Genomic DNA, 20,152 nt, shown 5'->3' with positions numbered 1-20,152 from the left:
CGCTACATGTAGAAAAATGGATGAAATAGCTAAAGAAAGCGTTTGAAAATGCTTGATAAGTAGCAATAAAGTAAAGCGAAAAAGTGTGGAAAGATTAATAGTATAGTTTTTTGATGTAGCTTAGTTGGAGGGATGGTACAATAAGATAAGTCCGCTTTGTACATTTGTATAAAATGATAAAAAAATATTTCTGTACGGTCGAAAATAAGTGCATATGTGTTAGATAGTTTTTATAGGGATAGGGAAGGATAGCTAAAGGACAATGTTTTCGGTTACTAATAATGCTGGATTTGACTAGTTTCGGCATGAAAAATAGTTCTCAATTTAAATATGAGTTATGTTATAATTGCTAGGTGTGTTTAAACAGTAGAAAACTATGATTAAAAGATAATGTGAAGATTTTGTATGGAGGTCTTGGAATGTTAGCAAATCAAGCTAGGGTTAGATTTGAGCATTTTTTGCTCTTTTTTATTATTTTACAGCCTGTTTTAGATTTATTAACGTCTCTTAGCATCGTTTTATTAAAGTCAAATGCCACTGTTGGAATTTTGGTAAGATTTCTTATTATGGCTGTTGGTGGTATTTACATTTTAATTCAGGCAAAAGAGAAGGAAAATAGGAAGTTTTTAATTTACTTAATACTATTAGCAGTAGTTTTAGGGATAGGGTTTATTAATAATAAACTAGTTAAGAATCCTATTGTACTTGGTGAAGAAGTTAAGTTTGTTGCGAAGGCATTATATATATATATCATGCTAGGATCATACATTTTAGCTTTAAAATCATTGAAAAAGAAAGTAAATATTAGTGACAAAGTCAGAAATAGTATTGTGTATTCAACATTAATCATTAACGCTATTATGGTTATTTCTATTTCGACATCTACAGACTTTGGTAGTTATCAATGGATGAAAGTTGGTTCCCGAGGGTGGTTCTATGCAGGTAATGAACTAGGGTCAATCTTAGCTATTATTTTCCCTATTGTGGTACTATATTCTATTCAAAAAACAAAGAGCGTGAAACACGTTTTATATTGGATTCCATCGCTTCTAATGATTTACTCGTTAATTCAAGTCGGTACGAAAGTAGGGATGGGCTCAATTGGTGCTACGTTAGCAGCAGCAATCGGGATTATCGTACTACAATTATTATTTGATAGAAGAAATCCAAACAAAATGTCTCTTGTACTTAATGGATTAATTGCTATTGTCCTATTGGCTGGTGTTGTTGGAACGTTTAAAATGACGCCATTAGCACAAAATATGGGTATTCATAACAACTATTTATCAGAACAAAATGTAGCGCAGCAAGGTCAAAAAGAAAAAGAAATTAAAGAGAAAATTAAAAAAGAAGAAAAACAACATAAAGTTGAAAAACCAGAAGAAAAGGCGAAGGTAGAAGCTGAAGTTAAGAAAGAGCTTGAGAAAGAGCAAAAGAAAGAAAATCAAGAAAATCTTATTTTCAGTGGACGTCAAGTATATGAAGAGAGACATAAGCAGTTCTTTAAAGAAGCACCAATGTCACAAAAATTATTTGGAATGGGTTACGCAGGTAACTTTAAGTATAATGAACAAAAAGAGCCAGATCCGAAGCTAATCGAAATGGACTTCCATGATTGGTTTTATGATTTCGGAATTATTGGTTTTGCGTTAATGATGATTCCATTTATTTATTACGGCGTAAGAATCCTACTAGCATTTGTTACAAGATTTAAGGAAATATTTAATGTGAAATATGGAATGATTACAGCAAGCTTAGTATTAGCATTAGGTATTGCATATATTGCAGGACATATTTTGACAGCACCAGGAGTAGGGATTTACTTTGTAGTGGTGTTAGCTTGTCTAATTGTAGATTTAGAAATTGAATGATAAAAATAAAAGCTAACTTTTGTTAGCTTTTATTTTTTAGTACAGTAAAATAAAGATAGATGGAAATGTAGCGAGGATTTAAAGGAGGAAAAAATATGAGGATATTGCATATGAATGCAGGGGCAGAAGATGGTGGAGGAAAAACACATATTATTTCACTGCTCGATCAGTTTCCGGATGGTGAAGTAGAATTAGCAGTATTTGAAGATGGAATTGTTGCGAAAGAAGCAAGAGAGCTAGGAATAAAAGTTCATGTGTTTTCACAAAAATCTCGCTATGATTTATCCATTTTAAAGAACATAAGTGAATTCATTAATAAAGAAAAATTTGATGTAGTTCATACACACGGTCCTAGGGCGAATTTCTTTGTTTCTCTAATGAAGAAGAAATTCGTGGCAAAATGGGTTACGACAATTCATAGTGATCCATTTCAAGACTTTACTAAACAAGGCTTAAAAGGCTGGATTTTTACTAAATTAAATTTGAAAGCTTTAAAAAATATAGATTTATTTTTTGTTGTAACGAATAGGTTGAAAAAAAGCTTAGCCGCATTAGGTATTTCAAATGAAAAGATGCATGTTATCTATAACGGGATTGAATATGATCAGGAAAAAGCAGATGGCTATAATAAAAAGGAAATGTTTAATATTGATGAAGATGTGTTTACGGCAATCCAAGTAGCGCGTTTGCATCCTGTTAAAGGACATGAAGTTTTATTCGATGCGTTACAACAAACAAAATTGGAGAAAATTAAAGTGTTATTAGTTGGTGACGGGCCGTTAGAAAGAGAACTAAAGGCGTTAGCTACTGAAAAAGGGATTAATGATAAAGTTGAATTTTTAGGGCATCGTCAAGATGTGAAACAATTATTTGCTTCATCACATGTCAATTTGTTAACTTCCCATAGTGAAGGATTTCCATTAGTTTTATTAGAAGCGGCAAATCAACGTGTACCATCAATTGTGACTAGAGCTGGAGAAATCGAACCGTTAATTGCAGATGAAACTTATGGGTGGATTGTACCAACTGGTGATGGAAAAGCATTGGCATCGGCATTAGAAGAGGCGTATGATAAGTGGAAAACTGGAGAGTTATCAGTAATGGGCAAGCATATTTATGAGCATGCTACTATGAACTTCTCACTTCAAAAATTATATGAAGATACGAAAGAAACATATAAGCAATTAATAGCAAAAAACCTTTAATGATAGAGAGGATAGTTAATTATGGCAGTACAAACGGTTGATATTCTAGGTGTTCCTTTCTCTACAATGACAATGGATGAAACGGTCCAATATTTAAAGGAACAACTAGAATTGGAGCAAACTCATACTTTTCAGGTAGTAACAGCAAATCCTGAAATTGTTATGTGTGCAAAAAAGGATGAAGAGTTCCATAAAACATTACTAAATACCGATTTAATTACACCTGATGGTATTGGGGTTGTAAAAGCAAGTGGTATGCTTGGTACACCTGTAAAAGAACGTGTAGCAGGTTTTGATTTAATGTGTAATTTATTTGCGAAGTTATCAGAAGAGAATAAACCAGTATCTGTTTTCTTATTAGGTGCAAAACCACATGTTGTACAAGCCGCGGCTGATCATTTAACGAAGACATATTCGGCTGCATCTATCGTGGGGATACAAGATGGATATTTTAAACAAGAAGAAGAAGAGAATATTGTTTCACGTATTCAAGAGGCAAAACCAGATCTATTACTTGTTGCACTTGGCTTTCCAAGACAAGAAAACTTTATCCAAAACAATAAGCATCGTTTAGAAACGAAAATGGCTGTTGGAGTAGGCGGTAGTTTAGATGTGTGGGCTGGAGAGGTAAAGCGTGCGCCAAAATGGATTCAATCTATTCATTTAGAGTGGTTTTACAGATTATGTAGTAATCCAACACGTTGGCGTCGTCAGTTAGTATTAGCTGAATTTTTAAAAGAAGTAATGCGTTCAAAAAAGTAGCGGAACATCGCTACTTTTTTTTATTTGTTTATTTCTGATAAACATTTTACTTTTTGGGAATGATGAAGGAGAATTTTTATAAGAAAGTATTTTACTTATGCAATACACACATGTAAAATTATGTGTAAAGACACCTGTGTAAGGAGGACTTCTTGTGAGCAAGGTAAAAGAAATTTCGAAGCGAAAGCTACTGGGTATAGCAGGGCTTGGCTGGCTATTTGATGCAATGGATGTTGGAATGCTTTCATTTGTAATCGTAGCACTCCAAAAAGATTGGGGATTAAGTACTCAAGAAATGGGTTGGATAGGTAGCGTTAATTCAATTGGTATGGCAGTAGGAGCGCTCCTTTTTGGGATACTATCAGATAAAATAGGACGGAAATCGGTCTTTATTATTACATTATTACTATTTTCTATCGGTAGTGGTTTAACTGCTTTAACGACGACATTCGCGATGTTCCTCGTTTTACGCTTTTTAATTGGTATGGGACTTGGCGGGGAACTTCCAGTTGCATCTACTCTTGTATCAGAAAGTGTTGAAGCGCACGAACGTGGAAAAATAGTTGTACTATTAGAAAGCTTTTGGGCTGGTGGTTGGTTAATCGCAGCTCTTATCTCATATTTTGTTATTCCTAAATACGGTTGGGAAGTTGCTATGGTATTAAGTGCAGTTCCAGCGTTATATGCTTTATATTTAAGATGGAATTTACCCGATTCTCCAAGATTCCAAAAGGTTGCAAAAAGGCCATCTGTTATTGAAAATATAAAATCGGTTTGGTCTGGAGAATATCGTAAAGCAACAATTATGTTATGGATTCTATGGTTTTGTGTGGTCTTTTCCTATTATGGAATGTTCCTTTGGTTACCTAGTGTAATGGTACTGAAAGGCTTTAGTTTAATAAAAAGTTTTCAGTACGTGCTCATTATGACTTTAGCTCAACTTCCAGGATATTTCACAGCTGCATGGTTTATTGAACGTCTTGGTCGTAAATTTGTATTGGTTACGTATTTAATTGGTACAGCATGTAGTGCTTATGTGTTCGGAATTGCGGATTCATTAACAGCATTAATAGTGGCGGGTATGTTACTATCCTTCTTTAATTTAGGTGCTTGGGGTGCATTATACGCTTATACACCGGAACAGTATCCAACAACTATTCGCGGTACAGGTGCAGGAATGGCAGCTGCATTTGGGCGTATTGGTGGTATTCTTGGACCACTATTAGTAGGGTATTTAGTTGCTTCACAAGCTTCACTATCGCTAATATTTACGATTTTCTGTGGATCAATTTTAATTGGGGCACTTGCTGTAGTTATACTTGGTCAAGAAACGAAACAGAGGGAATTAGTATAAAGAGAAACCTTAATCAGTGGTGTTTTGTCCATCAACCACTGATTATTAGCCCGCACCAATCGGGATAAAAGAAAAGGGGAACCAAAGTGGTTTCCTTTTTTCTGTTTTTTTAGATAAATAATGGTATAGTAAGAAAAAGGGAATGTTTCTTACTAAAGCGAATGTATACAACAAGACATATGGACAAAGGAATTAGGTGGCTGGATAAATGAAAATCTTACTTATCATGGAAGAAACAGAAGAGCGAAGAAAATTAGTTGAGAACTTTACTGAAAACATTCGAAATGTAGAATGTTTTGAAGCGAAAACTGGAACAGAATCTTTGCTAATAATGAAAAAACATACACCTGATTTTGTTTTTTTAAATTCGCAATTAATGGATGGTACTGGTTTTGAATATTCGAGTTTGTTACGAGAAGTGAATTGTTATACGAAATTTATTTTTATTGGTGAGGATATAGAAGAGGCAATTACAGCTTTTCGTTTCCAAGCGTTTTATTATTTATTACGACCATTTCGTGAAGAAGATTTACAATTCATTTTATATAAAATGGGAAAAGAACAAGGTGAGAAAGCAAAGAGTCATCTGCGTAAACTGCCGATAGAAGGCCATGAGGGGATTAGATATATTCTCCCGGAGGATATTGTATATATTAGTAAAAATAAGGAAAATAAAACCGTTTCAATTTATACAACGAATAATCAGTATATTTCAACATACACACTCCAGGAATTAGAAAATAAACTAAATGCATATGATTTTTTACGTGTACATAAAAGCTATTTAATTAATATGTCATATGTACAAGAACTTAAACCTTATTATAATGGCACGTATAATTTGCATTTAGACAGGTACGATGAGCAACCGATTCCAGTAAGCCGTAATTATGTAAAACGGCTTCGAAATAAAATTGAGCTATGACAAGTAATGAGAGAATTTTAACATAATAGCCTAGAAATCCTTCATGATAAGGAGGATTCAAATTAAATATTCAGAAAATTTAGTACAATCTCCTCTAAGAAGTAGTAATGGGGGGATTGTACGTGAAAACATTGAAATCAATTTTACTTTGGGGAGTTATTGCAGCAGTAGGAGCATCTGCTTTTGGTGTAATAGCTTTATCACAAGGTGAGACAATTAATGCTGTATGGCTATTAGTTGCGGCTGTATCAGTGTATGCGATTGCTTATCGCTTTTATAGTAGATTTATAGCAAGGAAAGTTTTTGGCCTAGATAATAATAGGCAAACGCCTGCTCATACGTTAAATGATGGGAAGGATTATGTTCCAACAAATAAATGGGTTTTATTCGGACATCACTTCGCTGCGATTGCAGGGGCAGGTCCTTTAGTAGGACCAATTTTGGCGGCGCAGATGGGATATTTACCTGGGACTATTTGGATTATTGTTGGGGTAGTTATTGCCGGAGCTGTACAAGATTTTGTAATTTTATTTGCTTCAATGAGACGTAATGGTAAATCATTAGGAGAAATGATTAAAGATGAAATTGGTCCTGTTACAGGATTAATTGCGATGATTGGTATTTTAGGTATTATGATAATTTTATTAGCAGTATTAGCTTTAGTAGTTGTGAAGGCACTTGTTGGAAGCCCATGGGGAATGTTTACAATCGCAGCAACAATTCCAATTGCTATTTTAATGGGAGTTTACATGCGTTACATTAGACCAGGGCGAGTAGGGGAAGGATCAGTAATCGGTATTGTTCTACTAGTCCTATCGCTTATTGGTGGACAGTATGTAGCAGAAAATCCAACACTTGCAAGTATGTTTACTTTTAGTGGTGAAACAATTGCTATTATGCTTATCGTATATGGATTCATTGCATCGGCATTACCAGTTTGGATGCTCCTTGCACCACGTGATTATTTAAGTACATTTTTAAAAATAGGAACGATACTTGGATTAGCAATTGGTATTTTAATTGTAGCTCCAGATTTGAAGATGCCGGCAGTATCTAAGTTTATTGATGGAACAGGCCCTGTCTTCTCCGGGAATTTATTTCCGTTCTTATTTATTACAATAGCTTGCGGTGCTGTCTCTGGATTCCACGCTCTCGTTTCATCAGGTACGACGCCGAAAATGATTGAGCAAGAAGGTCATGCACAGCCAATTGGTTATGGGGCAATGTTAATGGAATCATTTGTAGCAGCGATGGCTATGATTGCAGCTTGTGTATTAACACCAGGAACTTATTTTGCAATTAATAGTCCAGCAGCGCTGATCGGAACAGATGTATCACAAGCGGCTCAAGTTATTTCTTCGTGGGGATTTGCTATTACACCGAATGAATTAAAAGAACTTGCTGTTAACGTCGGAGAACAGACCATTTTATCACGTACAGGTGGCGCACCAACATTAGCAATTGGTATGGCACATATATTTTCACAAGTAATAGGTGGAACGGCGATGATGGCATTTTGGTACCATTTTGCCATTCTTTTTGAAGCACTATTTATTTTAACAACGATTGATGCTGGAACACGTGTAGGACGATTTATGATTCAAGATATTTTAGGGCATGTGTACAAGCCGTTTGCGAAAACAGATTCCACAATAGCGAATGTGGTTGCTACAACGTTATGCGTATTAGGCTGGGGGTACTTCTTATATCAAGGGGTGGTTGACCCTCTCGGTGGAATTAATACGCTATGGCCACTTTTCGGTATTGCAAATCAAATGTTAGCGGGGATTGCACTATTACTTGGAACGACAATTTTATTCAAAATGGGGAAAAAGGCATACGTTTGGGTAACGCTTATTCCGACTATAGGATTACTTATTGTAACGATGACAGCTGGTTATCAAAAGTTATTTCATGAAAATCCTAAAATAGGATTTCTATCACATGCGAAAGTATTTCAGGGAGCATTAGATGATGGTAAGGTATTAGCTCCAGCTAAAAATGTTGCGCAAATGAAACAAATTATTTTTAATGACTATATTGATGCGGCACTTTGTGGAATTTTTATGATAGTTGTAATTGCTGTATTAATTTCTGCACTTCGAATTTGGATTCAAGTATTAAGAAATAAGCCAATGCCGTTAAAAGAGGCACCATATATTCCAAAAGATGAAAGTGAGTCGAGGAACTATGCTTAAAAATTTACGGAACGTATGGGGAAAGAGAAAGCAATTTATTAGTTTACTTGTCGGAGTTCCAAGTTATGAAACGTATGTAAATCACATGAAAATAAATCATCCAGAAGAGAAAATTCTATGTCAAAAGCAATTTTTTGCTGAGGCACAAGAAGCTAGATTTAATGCAAAAGGCGGAAAGATATCACGATGTTGTTAATGGAGGAGACGAAATTTCGTCTCCTTTTTTATTTTGCTGTTCCACGTGGAACAATAAAATAAAAAGTTTGGGAATTATAGGGATTTCGTAATACAATAACATATAGAAAGGGATAGAAGGAAAAGAAAAAGTAGGGAGATTATTTTATGTTTAGAGATCTATTTGTAAATATGACAATCATTCTGTCCTTTATCTTTGTAGGTGCTCAGCTTTTAAGAGATAAGCCATTAAAAGAAGGATTCTCTTTTTGGCAGAAATGTTTGGTCGGTATTTTAACTGGGATATTAAGTATATTATTGATGCATTTTGGTGTACATATTGAAGATATTATGTTGGATTTACGTTATTTAGCTGTTGTTTTGGCGATTATAATCGGTGGCCCGATAGCTAGTAGTATAACAGTTATGATCACTTTAATAACACGGGTATTTTTTACTGAGTATTCTTTAGCCTCTGAATTGGCTTGCTATACTATCGTGGCAATAGGGATTGGTGTTACTCTCATTTGGCGGATGAAGATTTCTATATTTACAAAATGGATATGGTTTAATGTATATAGTTTATCTATTTTAATACTACCACTTTATATTTTATTTAAGGATATATATGTAGTGGCATTATATTTAGTTTGTTGTATTGTAGCGGCATACGTCACATTTGTAAGTGCAAGTTATGTATTGCAATCCAATGAATTATTTCAAACGATGAAGCATTATGCAACGATAGATGCATTAACGAATCTAGGAAATGTAAGACAGTTTGATTTCGAGATGAATCGTCATATTGGTAGCAAGCATATGAAAAATGATTCACTTTGTTTATTACTTATCGATATTGATCACTTTAAGTATGTAAATGATACGTACGGTCATCCTGCTGGAGATGAAGTGTTAAAACAACTAGGGCGTATTTTGTTAGAAAATGCACCATTCCCAAATTTAGTCTTTCGAAAGGGTGGCGAAGAGTTTGCTCTGTTGTTACCAAAAAAGAGAGTAGCATTTGGAACTCGTATAGGGGAACAAATTCGACTAGCAGTTGAAAAGCATTCATTTCAACTGCAAAATGGGGAAAAAATTAAAATTACAGTTTCTGTTGGGCTTTCAGAATATAAAAAATCACCTGAGCAATTTATTCAATCAGCGGATGATGCGTTATATTATTCAAAAAGAAATGGTAGAAACAAGGTTAGTTCAGCATCATAGGAATTCGGGGAGTACTTTAAAAGATTTCTGTAAAGTAATTAAAACCCACAGAACAATAAATGTTCTATGGGTTTTAATCTATTTTTAAATTTATTAATAAAAAGCGTTATGTTAGACAAGTTCTTTCGGTGCAACGAATTTGCGGTATGCACCGTGATGTGTTGGTCCTACATATTCGTTAATCTTAAATGAATGACGAATTGCAGCTGTGATGAATTCTTTCGCAGTTTTTACTGCTTCTTTCACCGTTTTTCCTTTTGCAAGTTCTGCTGTAATTGCAGCAGAATATGTACAACCTGCACCATGTGTATTTGTCGTATCAATCTTTTCTGATTCTAGAAGATCGAATGTTTCGCCGTCATATAACACATCAATAGCAGTTTCTGTGCCTAGTTTGCTACCACCTTTAATCAGTACGTATTTAGCGCCTAAAGCATGGATTTTTTTTGCAGCTTCTTTCATGTCCTCAAGAGAATTAATTTTCACACCACTTAATTGATATGCTTCAAATAAGTTTGGCGTTACGACTAATGCCTTTGGAACAAGAACGTCACGTAAGCAGTCATTTGTTTCAGGATGTAACGCTTCATCCGCTCCTTTACATACCATAACAGGATCAACTACTACATTTTCGAAATTGTGCTTTTCAATTGTTTCCGCAACCATTTCGATAATTTCTACTGATCCAAGCATACCCGTTTTTAAAGCATCTACGCCAACGCCTTCAATTGTCGTTTCTAATTGTGGTTTTAATGTAGAAGCTGGGATTGGGAATACGTTATGTGCCCAACCGTTATGTGGATCCATCGTTACGATTGTCGTAAGAGATGTCATTCCGTATACACCAAGTTCTTGGAATGTTTTTAAATCTGCTTGTATACCAGCACCGCCACTTGTGTCAGAACCAGCGATAGTAAGTGCCTTATTCAATGTCATTATGAAAGCCCCCTCAAGTGATATAATGAAAACTATGTTTTCACCATTATATCAATGTTACGAATAAGTACAAAGTGAAAAGTAGATGATTTATGTTAAGTACTATTTAAAATCTTGTATGTAGGAGACGAATTATGTTTCAAGAGAATCGTACAAATGAATTAGTTATATTAAAAGAGATTGCAGAAACGTTGAATACCTCAAATGATACATATCACGTACTTCAAGCTGTGCTGGAAAAGCTGTTGAATGTAACTGGTTTAACGACAGGGTGGATTTTCCTTGCGGATGAAAATGGTAGATATACAAAATTAATTGATTACCAATTACCAGAGGGATTGAAATTCGAAAATAAACGACCGATGTGTGAGGGGAATTGCTGGTGCTTACACCGCTTTGTGGAAGGAAAACTAGAGCGAGCAGTTAATATTATTGAATGTAAGAGAATTAATAATGCGATTGAATACAACTGGGGAGATACAGAAGGGATTGTACATCATGCGACAGTACCGCTAAAAGCGGGAGAAGATGAATTTGGCGTGTTAAATGTAGCTAGCCCAGGTAAAACGCATTTTTCGGAAGAAGAATTAGTACTATTACAATCAGTTGCCTTTCAAATTGGAACGGCATTAAAGCGTACAAAACTGTATGAAAATGAAAAGAGAAGAGCTCATTATTATGTAAAGTTAGAACGCTTTATTCAAGCTTTAAGGACAATTCATAAATTTAATGCATTACCAGAAGAGATTGTAATGCAAATAGGGAGCTTATTTCTATGGGAGCAAGTTGTATTCTTTATTAGAGAAGAAAATGAACTAGCTGTGAGAGCTTCTTATAAGAAAGGTGAACTACAAGATGATTTGAGGGCAGTAGCACAGGAAGCGTTGGAAAAAGAAGAGTCTGTCTTGTCGAAGCGTCAGGTTGGTAATATAGAGCATCCCAATAGGACAGTTATCGCTATTCCGATACATATTCAAGATCATATATTTGGAGTATTAAGTGTAAGTTCTAATAATGGAGAATTTGATATAAATACGATAGATGTAGTACAAGCGTTAGCAAATCATATTTCATTAATGATAGAGAACTTAAGATTAAATGAAAAACGCCGCGAACTTGTACGAATGGAAGAGCGTAATCGTTTAGCTAGAGATTTACATGATTCTGTTTCACAAAAGTTGTTTTCATTAACGTTTATGACGAAAGGCGCTGAAGCTGTCTTAAAGGGTCAAAATGAAAAGGTAGATCAGTCTTTGTATGAGATGCGTGAATTAGCACAAGGTGCCTTAAAAGAAATGAGGACATTAATTTGGCAGCTCCGTCCGGCTGGATTAGAGAAAGGGTTATTACCAGCTTTAAAGCAATATGGTGAAAGTTTAGGATTGAAAATTCGGGAACAAGTTACAGGTGTACGTGATTTGCCGCGTGTAGTAGAAGAAGCGCTATGGCGAATTGGACAAGAAGCTTTAAATAACGTAAGTAAGCATGCGAATGTAAGAGAAGCGACGATTTATTTCAAAGTGACGGAGAAAAATGTATCATTAGAAATAGTCGATCAAGGAAATGGGTTTGTAGAAAAGGATATAAAAGAGAAGAAATCACTCGGTATGACTACGATGCGTGAAAGAGTAGAATTAGTTGGTGGAACAATTAAAATTGTAAGTAGTAAGAAACGAACGAGTATAAAAGTAAACGTACCATTATGATGTGAAAATGAGGGAAGTTTGTGAAAATAAAAGTATTGTTAGTTGATGATCATACAGTTGTTTTAAAAGGATTAGCATTTTTTCTAAGCACACAGGAAGATTTTGAATTAGTTGGTGAAGCAAATAATGGGAAAGAGGCGCTAGTGAAAGTAGGCGAAACGAGTCCAGATGTCGTATTAATGGATTTATATATGCCTGAGATGGATGGAATTGAGGCAACAGCTTGTATTAAAAAAGAATATCCAAACGTGAAAGTAATTGTATTGACTAGTTTTTCTGATCAAGCTCATGTATTGCCGGCACTAAAAGCTGGGGCGAGCGGTTATATTTTAAAAGATATCGAACCAGATCAGCTTGTTGAAGCTATTCGAAGCGCGTATAAAGGTAATATTCAATTACATCCAGATATAGCAAATGCCCTTCTTTCTCAAACATTACCACAGGAAGAGAAAGAAGAAGAACCTTCCGTTCAAGTGGATGTATTAACAGCGAGAGAAAATGAAGTATTGCAGTTATTGGCGAAAGGGATGAGTAATAAAGAAATTGCTTCTGTTTTAGTTATTACAGAAAAAACGGTAAAAGCTCATATGAGTAGTATTTTGAGTAAGTTACATTTATCCGATCGCACACAAGCAGCATTATATGCAGTGAAAAATGGAATTGTATAAGACAAAAGTCGTAAGACCTAGTTCGCCTTTAGAAGGTGGACTTTTTTTATGGAAAAATACGTCTATGTGAGGACGTAATTGTCTTGATATAAAGATAAAATGTATTTGTAAGCAACAATAATTATAAGGGAGTACCCTTTTTCGTAAGTGATATATAACAACATAAGAGTGAGTAGTAGGAGGAAAAACAATGGCAACAGTTTTATTTGTAAAAGCAAACAACCGCCCAGCGGAACAAGCAGTTAGTGTGAAATTATACGAGGCATTTTTAGCAAACTATAAAGAAGCGCATCCAAATGATACAGTGGTAGAACTTGATTTATATAAAGAAGAATTACCATATGTAGGCGTAGATATGATTAATGGTACATTCAAAGCAGGTAGAGGATTTGATTTAACAGAAGAAGAAGCAAAAGTGGTAGCAGTTGCTGATAAGTATTTAAATCAATTTCTAGAAGCTGATAAAGTAGTTTTCGGTTTCCCATTATGGAACTTAACGATTCCAGCCGTATTACACACGTATATTGATTATTTAAACCGTGCTGGTAAAACGTTTAAATATACACCAGAAGGTCCAGTTGGGCTTATTGGAGATAAGAAGATTGCGTTATTAAATGCACGCGGCGGCGTATATTCTGAAGGACCAGCAGCTGAAATGGAAATGGCTGTAAAATATGTAGCGAGCATGATGGGCTTCTTCGGCGCAACAAATATGGAAACGGTAGTTATTGAAGGACATAACCAATTCCCAGATAAAGCAGAAGAGATCATTGCAGCAGGTCTTGAAGAAGCGGCTAAAGTAGCAAGTAAATTTTAATTAAAAATATAATCGTCACTCGAAAAAACAGCATTAACATTTACATGTTAATGCTGTTTTTTTATATTAATTTGTAGTTTCGTTATGTTTAGGAAGCGGAAATGCATTCCCAATCGCTGCTGCCCCGAGCATCGGTAATAATAAATTGAGCGGGAAAAACATGAGTAATAGTAATGTTATAGCTATTGGTTTTCTTAATGCATAGCTTGAAATAGCTGTCGTGACGATGGCTACAGAAGCTATTGGATCTATAGGGATAATAGAAGCTATAGCATATCCGATACTTGATCCAGCAAATATAATTGGGAAAATATGTCCGCCGCGCCAACCCGTATTTAAACAAACGGCAGTAAGACATAATTTTAAAACTCCTGAAAGAAGTAGTACCCAAAAGGATAAATGGCTCCATTCAACGACTAAATCTTTTAATTGATGTTCCCCTGAAAATAACGTGTACGGGAGAAAAGTTCCTGTAACCCCTAATAAAATACCGCCTATAATTCCAAGTGATACCTTGTATTCCCTGAAGGGGTGGATTAATTTCTCTAATGTGAATTCTAATTTGAAGTAAAAGAAACCAACTATAGCACCAATGCTAGCAAGTGGTAGAAAGGCGATCCATTCATTAAGAGCAAGAGACCCTTCCCCAAAATCAACAATAAAGGATCCACGATTATCGAGTTTACTAAGCAATAAATAAACGGAAAAACCAGCAAAAGTGGTAGCTAAATATACGATTGCTTTTTTTCCTTTCGAAAATTCATTAATTTGCTTATCCTCATTTTCATTGGGAGCTAAATAACCGAATAATGGTGCATTAAAAATAACACTTAAAGTGGCACCAATTCCAACCTCTGTTAGTTCATTCATTCCCTTTAAAGCAAATTTAAAGCGATCTCCTACCCATGTACAAAGTCCACCGATAATTCCAACAAGTGCAGCTTCTGGTCCTAAACTAGCTCCAAATATTAAAACGATAATCGCAGTTAAAGTAGCTTTATGTACAAAACGGTATTCAATTCTACCTGTTTTTTTATATTCAGCCATCACTTCCGGCATAAGACGTGGATATGTACCGAAGTATTTTTGTGTTAAACCAACGAGGATACCACCGATGATTGTTACACAAATGGTGTAATAAGGGGGAGAAGAGAAAAGAGTAGGTAAGTATCCCCAAATAAAGTGAATTCCGATATTTATTGTGACTAAAAATGACCAGACCGTGACTCCTACTATAGAGCCTAAAAGAATGCCATATAGGACGAGTATATGGTGCATGTCTTTTTTATTTTTCATGTTCTACCTCCGTTATGTAAGTTTTCATGTAGAAAAGATTAAATATGCTAGTGTGAAATGAATTGAATATATATAGTATCTTTTTGAGAGGGTGGCTTATTCAATATATTGGGATCTCATGAAAATTTGAAACCAACGCGGTTAAACCACCTATTTAATTCTATATATGGATTGGAGTTTTTAAAAGGTCTTTTTCAAATGAATATGGAATATATTTCTTTTATTGTTTGTATTAAATTCCTTGCATTTAATTTAGAACATTCAGAAAAACTATTTGACATCAGGAAATTATTGCTATAAAATCAACGGTAATTGCATAGTCTTATCAAGAAAAGGTGGAGGGACAGGCCCGATGAAACCTTGGCAACAGCCGTATAACGGAATTGTGCCAAATCCTGCAGGTAATAATCCTGAGAGATAAGAAAGAGCCTTAGAGCGTGTTTTCAAACTGCTCCTTTCTTGTTTTCAGGGAAGGGGCAGTTTTTTATTTTGGATAAAGTGAAACTTTAATCAGTGGGGGTTTTGCCCCTCCCCCGCTAATTATTAGCCTTCATCAATCGGGCAGTTATCTCCCGCCTAACTTCCTCGCATTTGCCGAATTTGGAGGTGGGAGTCTTACTACCCGCAAATAGCGGGAGAAAAGAAAGGAGAATGAGAGATGGGAGAGTCATGGGGGAAAGGAACGATTTGTGTGCAAGGTGGCTATACGCCAAAAAATGGTGAACCGCGTGTTTTGCCACTTTATCAAAGTACAACGTATAAATACGATACGTCAGATGATTTAGCGGCACTATTTAATTTAGAGGCAGAAGGATATATATATACGCGTATTGGAAATCCTACTCTAGCTGCATTTGAGCAGAAGTTATCAGATTTAGAAGGCGGTGTAGGGGCTGTTGCAACAGCTTCTGGGCAGGCAGCCATTATGCTTGCGGTTTTAAATATTTGCAGTAGTGGAGACCATTTGCTTTGTTCTTCAACTGTTTACGGAGGAACGTTTAATTTATTTGGAGTGAGTTTGCGAAAGCTGGGCATAGATGTTACGTTCTTTAATCCTAATTTAACGGCAGATGAAATTGCGGCACTTGCTAATGATAAGACAAAACTCGTTTATGCAGAGTCGTTAGGAAATCCAGCAATGAACGTTTTGAATTTCAAAGAACTTTCAGCAGCAGCAAAAGAATTAGAAGTACCTTTTATCGTTGATAATACATTAGCGACGCCTTATTTATGCCAGGCGTTTGAACATGGGGCAAATATCATTGTCCATTCTACAACGAAATATATTGATGGCCATGCAAGTTCTCTAGGCGGGATTGTAATAGATGGAGGGAACTTCGATTGGACAAATGGAAAATACCCTGAGCTTGTCGAACCTGACCCGAGTTATCATGGCGTAAGCTATGTTCAAAATTTTGGAGCAGCAGCGTATATTGTGAAAGCACGCGTTCAGTTATTAAGAGACTACGGAAACTGTATGAGCCCATTCAATGCATATATTAGCAACATTGGCCTGGAAACATTGCATTTACGAATGGAGCGTCATAGTGAAAATGCTCTCGAAGTTGCTAAGTGGCTTGCTAATCATGATCGCATTGAATGGGTGAATTATCCAGGATTAGATAGTAATGAAAATTACTCGTTAGCACAAAAGTATTTGAAAAAAGGTGCTAGTGGAGTTTTAACATTTGGTATTAAGGGCGGATTAGAAGCAGCAAAAGAATTTATCGCAAATGTAAAGCTTGCAACTCTTGTAACGCATGTAGCTGATGCAAGAACTTGTGTAATACATCCTGCTAGTACGACGCACAGACAATTAAGCGCAGAAAATCAGCGTTTAGCTGGCGTTACATCTGATTTAATCCGTTTATCGGTCGGTATAGAAGATGTTTCTGATATTATTGCAGATTTAGAAGCGGCGCTAGTCGGAGGCAAACAACATGCCGATCATAATTGATAAAGATTTACCAGCTCGCAAAGTATTGCAGAAGGAAAATATTTTTGTAATGACGAAGGAGCGAGCAGTAACACAAGATATACGTGCTTTGAAAATTGCTATATTAAATTTAATGCCCACAAAGCAAGAAACAGAGGCGCAATTACTTCGTTTAATTGGAAATACGCCGTTGCAATTAGATGTGCATTTACTTCATATGGAATCGCATCTGTCTCGCAATGTAGCGCAGGACCATTTAACGAGCTTCTATAAAACATTTCGTGATATTGAGGATGAAAAATTTGATGGACTCATTATTACAGGAGCACCAGTTGAAACTCTTTCTTTTGAAGAGGTAGATTATTGGGAAGAGCTTGGACGTATTATGGAGTATTCAAAAACGAATGTAACATCTACGCTTCATATTTGCTGGGGGGCACAAGCAGGTTTGTATTATCACTATGGTGTGCCGAAGTATCCTCTTGCGGAAAAAATGTTTGGTGTATTTGAACATGAGGTTCGCGAGCAACATGTGAAATTGTTACAAGGGTTTGATGAAGTGTTTTTTGCTCCGCATTCTCGTCATACAGAAGTAAGAGAGAGTGATATTGAAAAGGTGAAAGAATTAACGTTATTAGCCAATTCTGAAGAAGCAGGTGTTCATCTTGCTATTGGGCAAGAGGGAAGGCAAGTTTTCGCACTCGGACATAGTGAATACAGTTGTGATACGTTAAAGCAAGAATACGAACGGGACTGCCAAAGAGGGTTAAATATTGATGTGCCAAAAAATTATTTTAAACATAATAATCCAGATGAGAAGCCACTTGTTAGGTGGAGGAGTCATGGGAATTTATTATTCTCTAATTGGCTGAATTATTATGTGTATCAAGAAACCCCTTATATATTGTAAATAATGATTGTATAACACGTGGTAGCGTTTTATTTGTAAAGATTAACCTTTATTTTTCTTAATATTCAAAATACATTGTTTTTCAGATTTTTTGTCTATATAATGGCATCTAAACACAATTTTTGAGGGGTGGACAGTATTATGAAAGACATTCAAGTGGGGTTATTAGGTCTTGGGACAGTTGGTAGTGGTGTAGTTCGTATTATTACAGATCATCAAGAACGACTTATACACCAAGTAGGTTGTCCAGTGAAAGTAACGAAAGTATTGGTGCAAAACATTGAGAAAGAGAGAGAAGTAGACGTGCCTTCTACTCTATTAACACAAGATGTGAATGAAATTTTAGATAATCCTAATATTGATGTTGTCATTGAAGTAATGGGCGGCATTGATGATGCAAAAGCATATATTTTACAAGCTTTAAAAAGCGGGAAGCACGTTGTGACTGCAAATAAAGATTTAATGGCGTTACACGGAGCGGAACTCTTAGCGGTAGCAAAAGATAATAAGGCTGATTTATTTTACGAAGCAAGTGTAGCTGGAGGGATTCCAATTTTACGAAGCATCGTAGAAGGACTTTCCTCAGATCTTATTACGAAAGTAATGGGAATTGTAAATGGAACGACAAATTTTATTTTGACGAAAATGTCAGACGAAGGGAGAGCATATAACGACGTGTTAAAAGAAGCTCAGCAGCTTGGATTTGCAGAAGCAGATCCAACATCAGACGTAGAAGGTTTAGATGCAGCAAGAAAAATGACGATTTTGGCTACCCTCGGTTTCTCTACAAATGTAGAGCTTGGAGATGTGAAGGTAAAAGGAATTACTTCTATTACAGCAGAAGATATTGAATATAGTAAGAGCTTAGGCTATACAATTAAATTAATTGGTCTTGCAAAGCGAGATGGCGAGAAATTAGAGGTTACAGTTGAGCCAACTTTACTTCCAAATGCACACCCTCTTGCGGCAGTGCAAAATGAATATAATGCTGTCTATGTGTATGGTGAAGCGGTAGGAGAAACGATGTTTTATGGACCGGGAGCAGGAAGTTTACCGACAGCGACAGCTGTTGTTTCTGACCTAGTTGCTGTAATGCAAAATATTAGGCTTGGTGTAAACGGAAATAGTGCGGTAGTCCCGCAATATCAAAAGGTACTAAAAGAGCCAGATGAAATTGTTGTGAAAAAGTTTTTAAGACTTCATGTGAAAGACGAAATTGGTGTGTTTGCAAAAATCACATCATTGTTCTCTGAGCGCGGTGTTAGTTTTGAAAAGATTATTCAAATGCCACTTGAAGAGAAAGGGAAAGCAGAAATCGTAATCGTAACGCATCGTGCTTCTCTTGCGGATTATGAGTACATTCTACATACATTGCAATCGTATGAAGAAATAGATTGTGTGAAAGCAAATTATCGAATTGAAGGAGATGCTAAGTAGTATCTCTTCTAATAAAACGAAAAAACCTATTAAGCGGCTTGCTTAATAGGTTTTTTTCTATTTAAAATTTGCGTACCAACTTGAATAAAAGCTTGAATAATCCAACCTGTTGTAAAGGATAAGATAATTGTTCCAAAATAGATTGGCCCATCTAATAAGAAGCTTAATGTTAAAAATAAAAAAGCTAATGAAATTTCTGTTCTTCTAAATGTCCATTTCTTTTTCTCAGCAACAGTTAAAACGAAAGCCTCTTGAGGTGCTGCGCAAAGGTTAGTAGAGACGTAAAGACCAATTCCGGCTCCGACGAATAGATTTCCGCAAACAAGTGTTATATATTTTGGAAGAGAGCGGATAATGTCCATAATAGTCGTAATAGAACCAACCCAATCAACAAAAAGAGAAATAAGAATCATTGTGACAATTGTGCCGATTGTAATTTGTTTTTTGTCCCAAAAGAGTACGATCAGGGTAAAAACAAAGTTAATCATGAAAATCCAAAAACCAATACTTATCCCAAAATTTTGATATAGTGCAATAAAGAAGGAATCATAAGGGCTAAGTCCAAAGGAAGTAATTGTCGTCATCATATTAATACCGATGGCGAGAATGAGTAAACCGCCAATGAAAAATATATATTCTAGTTTGAATCGAAGCATAGTTGTATATCCTTTCAAAATGTATTTGCTAAGAAAGGATATACTGTGGAAAGCTTACCAGGTCAAGCGAGAATTTT

17 protein-coding genes and 1 riboswitch are annotated in these 20,152 nt (G+C 35.7%); of the genes, 14 read left to right on the top strand and 3 right to left on the bottom strand.

Annotation, left to right across the window (positions count from 1 at the left end):
• Positions 1-419: 419 nt before the first annotated feature.
• From LCF45_RS26615 to LCF45_RS26580, 8 genes are all read left to right on the top strand, one after another.
• Entirely contained in the window at positions 420-1,871 is a 1,452-nt protein-coding gene (locus LCF45_RS26615; protein ID WP_002167300.1) for an O-antigen ligase family protein, read from the top strand.
• Positions 1,872-1,966: 95 nt separating this feature from the next.
• Positions 1,967-3,076 carry a glycosyltransferase family 4 protein gene (locus tag LCF45_RS26610; RefSeq protein ID WP_078178096.1) on the top strand — a complete coding sequence of 370 codons (1,110 nt, stop codon included), beginning with the start codon at positions 1,967-1,969 and terminating at the stop codon, positions 3,074-3,076.
• Between the two features lie 21 nt (positions 3,077-3,097).
• Positions 3,098-3,838, top strand: coding sequence for a WecB/TagA/CpsF family glycosyltransferase (locus tag LCF45_RS26605; RefSeq protein ID WP_002016406.1), 741 nt, complete (start codon positions 3,098-3,100; stop codon positions 3,836-3,838).
• 154 nt (positions 3,839-3,992) lie between these two features.
• A complete protein-coding gene (locus LCF45_RS26600; RefSeq protein ID WP_002016404.1) occupies positions 3,993-5,192 on the top strand; it encodes an MFS transporter in 1,200 nt (399 codons plus the stop codon).
• A gap of 208 nt (positions 5,193-5,400) precedes the next feature.
• Complete coding sequence (locus LCF45_RS26595) at positions 5,401-6,117, top strand: LytR/AlgR family response regulator transcription factor (protein WP_002089871.1); 717 nt, start codon at positions 5,401-5,403, stop codon at positions 6,115-6,117.
• Between the two features lie 122 nt (positions 6,118-6,239).
• A complete protein-coding gene (gene cstA, locus LCF45_RS26590; protein WP_002089870.1) occupies positions 6,240-8,315 on the top strand; it encodes a carbon starvation protein CstA in 2,076 nt (691 codons plus the stop codon).
• Positions 8,308-8,511, top strand: a complete 204-nt coding sequence (locus LCF45_RS26585; RefSeq protein ID WP_002130134.1) for a YbdD/YjiX family protein — start codon at positions 8,308-8,310, stop codon at positions 8,509-8,511. The genes cstA and LCF45_RS26585 overlap by 8 nt, the downstream gene beginning before the upstream one ends.
• Before the next feature lie 146 nt (positions 8,512-8,657).
• Positions 8,658-9,713 carry a GGDEF domain-containing protein gene (locus LCF45_RS26580; protein ID WP_002192230.1) on the top strand — a complete coding sequence of 352 codons (1,056 nt, stop codon included), beginning with the start codon at positions 8,658-8,660 and terminating at the stop codon, positions 9,711-9,713.
• Positions 9,714-9,824: 111 nt separating this feature from the next.
• On the opposite strand, the gene pdxK is transcribed toward LCF45_RS26580, so the two are convergent.
• Positions 9,825-10,649 (bottom strand): pyridoxine/pyridoxal/pyridoxamine kinase, encoded by an 825-nt coding sequence (gene pdxK / locus LCF45_RS26575; protein ID WP_002016397.1) that lies wholly within the window; start codon positions 10,647-10,649, stop codon positions 9,825-9,827.
• Between the two features lie 134 nt (positions 10,650-10,783).
• On the opposite strand from pdxK, the gene LCF45_RS26570 reads away from it, so the two are divergent.
• From LCF45_RS26570 to LCF45_RS26560, 3 genes are all read left to right on the top strand, one after another.
• Complete coding sequence (locus LCF45_RS26570) at positions 10,784-12,355, top strand: GAF domain-containing sensor histidine kinase (RefSeq protein WP_002130130.1); 1,572 nt, start codon at positions 10,784-10,786, stop codon at positions 12,353-12,355.
• 20 nt (positions 12,356-12,375) lie between these two features.
• Positions 12,376-13,023, top strand: coding sequence for a response regulator (locus LCF45_RS26565; RefSeq protein ID WP_002016393.1), 648 nt, complete (start codon positions 12,376-12,378; stop codon positions 13,021-13,023).
• Positions 13,024-13,213: 190 nt separating this feature from the next.
• Complete coding sequence (locus tag LCF45_RS26560; RefSeq protein WP_002167303.1) at positions 13,214-13,840, top strand: FMN-dependent NADH-azoreductase; 627 nt, start codon at positions 13,214-13,216, stop codon at positions 13,838-13,840.
• 66 nt (positions 13,841-13,906) lie between these two features.
• Here LCF45_RS26560 and LCF45_RS26555 read toward each other — a convergent pair whose 3' ends face one another.
• Entirely contained in the window at positions 13,907-15,136 is a 1,230-nt protein-coding gene (locus LCF45_RS26555) for a chloride channel protein (protein WP_263894396.1), read from the bottom strand.
• A gap of 319 nt (positions 15,137-15,455) precedes the next feature.
• A riboswitch (SAM riboswitch) is annotated at positions 15,456-15,560 on the top strand.
• A gap of 234 nt (positions 15,561-15,794) precedes the next feature.
• Here LCF45_RS26555 and LCF45_RS26550 point away from each other — a divergent pair.
• From LCF45_RS26550 to LCF45_RS26540, 3 genes are all read left to right on the top strand, one after another.
• Positions 15,795-17,093 (top strand): bifunctional O-acetylhomoserine aminocarboxypropyltransferase/cysteine synthase, encoded by a 1,299-nt coding sequence (locus LCF45_RS26550; protein ID WP_002068601.1) that lies wholly within the window; start codon positions 15,795-15,797, stop codon positions 17,091-17,093.
• Positions 17,077-17,982 carry a homoserine O-acetyltransferase MetA gene (gene metA / locus LCF45_RS26545; protein WP_002143920.1) on the top strand — a complete coding sequence of 302 codons (906 nt, stop codon included), beginning with the start codon at positions 17,077-17,079 and terminating at the stop codon, positions 17,980-17,982. Before LCF45_RS26550 ends, metA begins: the two co-directional genes overlap by 17 nt.
• Positions 17,983-18,123: 141 nt before the next feature.
• A complete protein-coding gene (locus tag LCF45_RS26540; RefSeq protein WP_002130122.1) occupies positions 18,124-19,419 on the top strand; it encodes a homoserine dehydrogenase in 1,296 nt (431 codons plus the stop codon).
• Positions 19,420-19,448: 29 nt separating this feature from the next.
• Here LCF45_RS26540 and LCF45_RS26535 read toward each other — a convergent pair whose 3' ends face one another.
• Positions 19,449-20,075, bottom strand: a complete 627-nt coding sequence (locus tag LCF45_RS26535; RefSeq protein WP_002130121.1) for a YczE/YyaS/YitT family protein — start codon at positions 20,073-20,075, stop codon at positions 19,449-19,451.
• Between the last annotated feature and the right edge of the window lie 77 nt (positions 20,076-20,152).

Source organism: Bacillus sp. 41-22 (assembly GCF_025809295.1).
Taxonomy (GTDB): Bacteria; Bacillota; Bacilli; order Bacillales; family Bacillaceae_G; genus Bacillus_A; species Bacillus_A mycoides.
Note: the sequence above shows the minus strand (reverse complement) of the source record. Positions and strands in the feature narration are given on the sequence as shown.